This window comes from Mycobacterium sp. SMC-13 (assembly GCF_045311035.1).
Lineage (GTDB): Bacteria > Actinomycetota > Actinomycetes > Mycobacteriales > Mycobacteriaceae > Mycobacterium.
The window spans coordinates 1-2,256 of record NZ_JBJIAI010000073.1; the positions used below are offsets into that span (position 1 = coordinate 1).

The window sequence follows — 2,256 nt, forward strand, 5'->3', positions numbered from 1 at the left end:
GGCTCTTCATGATTGAGGGTGTAGAACGGTCAGCTGCTGTCGGCCTGTGATTGGGGTGTCTGGTTGGCTGGGTGTGTGCCGGAGGAGAAGCGGAAGAGTAAGAGGAAGAGCGCGGTGTCCGGGGGTGGTGTGGACCTGTCGATGCTGCAACAGCTGATGGCCGATGCTGGCCGGGATTTGTTCGCGGGAGTGTTCGATGAACCGACACCCGAGGTGGGAGCTGTGCCGGAGCGTGTGCGGGGTTTCCGGGTGCGGGTCGACCTGATGTACGCCAAGCCGCCGATCTGGCGTCGTCTGGTCCTGCCGGGTGACCTCGTGCTCGATGAGCTGCATGACGTGCTGCAGGTTGCGATGGGCTGGCAGGACGGTCATCTGCATAAGTTCGGTGTCGGGGCGGACCGGCGTACCCGTGTCTACTTCGTCACCAGATTTGATCTCAGCGAAGGCGACGACGGTCTCGTCGAGGACGGTGTGCGCCTGGATCAGGTGGTCTCCGGTAAGGGCGACCGGTTGTTCTATGACTACGACTTCGGCGACGGATGGGAGCACGTGCTGGTGGTCGAAGACGTTCTCGATGATCCACCTTCGGCTCCGGTGTGCCTGGCGGGCAAGATGGCCTGCCCGCCGGAGGATTGTGGTGGCTTGGGCGGCTATGAGGAATTGGCTGCGTGGGTTCGTGGCGGGTACGACCCGCGGGCAACACCGATGGGGCTGGGTGCGCAGGAGATGCGCGACTGGCTGCCCCGAGGCTGGCACCCCGATCGTTTCTCGGTGACCGAGACCAATGACGCTCTGGCCGCGTCGAATATGCGTTGAGGACTCTTCACTGCCGAGGTGCAAGGAGCTGAGTTCGGAAGCCTCCGGTCTCGAGCAGTGACCGGGCGATGTAGTTGGTGAGGTTGCGGAAGCCCAGCGCGGATCCGCGCAGGTGTTCGAGGCGGCCGTTGATCGCTTCGGTGGGCCCGTTGGAGGTGCCGGGGCGGTCGAAGTAGGCCAGCACGTCGGCGGCACGCTTCTTCAGGGTCCGTCCCAGGGTGATCAGTTCGGTCAGCGGCTTGGGAACGCCGGTGCTCAGCGTGGTGATCAGCGCCGCCATCATCGTGCGGCCTTTCGTGCGGTCGGGTTCACGATACGCGGCCACGGTGCGCTGATACATCTGCCAGGTGGCCTCGACTTCTGCGTGGGCGTCGGCGGCGAACAAGGCGGCCAGCCGGGTGCGCTGGCGGTCGGTGAGCAGATCGGCACCGGTGTGCAGGGTGCGTCGGCAGGTGTAGAGCGGGTCGGACTTGCGGCCGCGGTGCCCACATGTCGCCAGCTGCACCCGGCGGCGGCACTCATCGAGGGCGTTGCCAGCCAGGCGCACCACGTGGAAAGGGTCCATCACCGTCGCCGCCTCGGGCAGTTCCTCGGCGGTAGCGGTCTTGAACCCGGAGAAGCCATCCATAGCAACAACGTCCACGCCGTCACGCCAGTCCTGCGGCCGCTCGGCCAACCAGTCCTGAAACGCCTTTTTTGAGCGACCCTCGACCATGTCGAGCAGCCGAGCCGGACCGGTCCCGTCACGCACAGGGGTGAGATCGATGATGACGGTGACGTACCTGTCACCGCGACGGGTGTGCCGCCAGACGTGCTCATCGACGCCGATCACCGCCACGCCGTCGAAACGGGCCGGATCGGCGATCAGCACCCGTCGGCCTTCTGCCAGCACCGCGTTGTTGGCGGTGTTCCACGACACCGCGAGCGCTTCGGCGATGCGAGCCACGGATAGATGCTGGCAGACAATGGCTTCCAGCGCCCACCGCAGAGCACGCCGCGACAGCTTGGCACGTGGTTCGGCCATCCTGGTGGTGTCTTGTCGCCACACGTGGGCGCAGCCGGCGCACCGGTAGCGACGGATGGTCACCAGCAGTGTGGTGGGGCGCCACCCGAACGGCTCATGGGCCAGAGTACGGGTGAGGCTGTCGCGTGGGATGCCTTCTTCGCCGCAGCGACGACACCACCGGTCCTCGTCGGTCACCCGGCACGCCAGCACAGCACGGCCGGGCTCAAGGCGTTGTCCGGTCACCTGCAGCCCAAGTTCGTCGAGGCGGCAGAAAGTCGTCAGGTCAGCGCAGGCGAAGCCCGCCCGACCGGTAGCGTCAGGCACGTCGAGGTCTTTCGGATGAGGAGTGTAGGAACCCTCATTTTCGAGAGACCTCGACCTCTATCCCGGCAACGACGCGCCAACCACCTCTACACCCTCATCTGTGAAGAGCC

General features: G+C 65.6%; 2 protein-coding genes. One reads left to right on the plus strand and one right to left on the minus strand.

Features of this window, described 5'->3' with window-relative positions; genetic code table 11:
• Positions 1-114 precede the first annotated feature (114 nt).
• The gene (locus ACJH6I_RS31670; protein ID WP_052583420.1) at positions 115-816 is read left to right on the plus strand and encodes a plasmid pRiA4b ORF-3 family protein; all 702 of its coding nucleotides are present in this window, start codon (positions 115-117) and stop codon (positions 814-816) included.
• 7 nt (positions 817-823) lie between these two features.
• Here ACJH6I_RS31670 and ACJH6I_RS31675 read toward each other — a convergent pair whose 3' ends face one another.
• Positions 824-2,146 carry an ISL3 family transposase gene (locus tag ACJH6I_RS31675; protein WP_052545499.1) on the minus strand — a complete coding sequence of 441 codons (1,323 nt, stop codon included), beginning with the start codon at positions 2,144-2,146 and terminating at the stop codon, positions 824-826.
• Positions 2,147-2,256 lie beyond the last annotated feature (110 nt).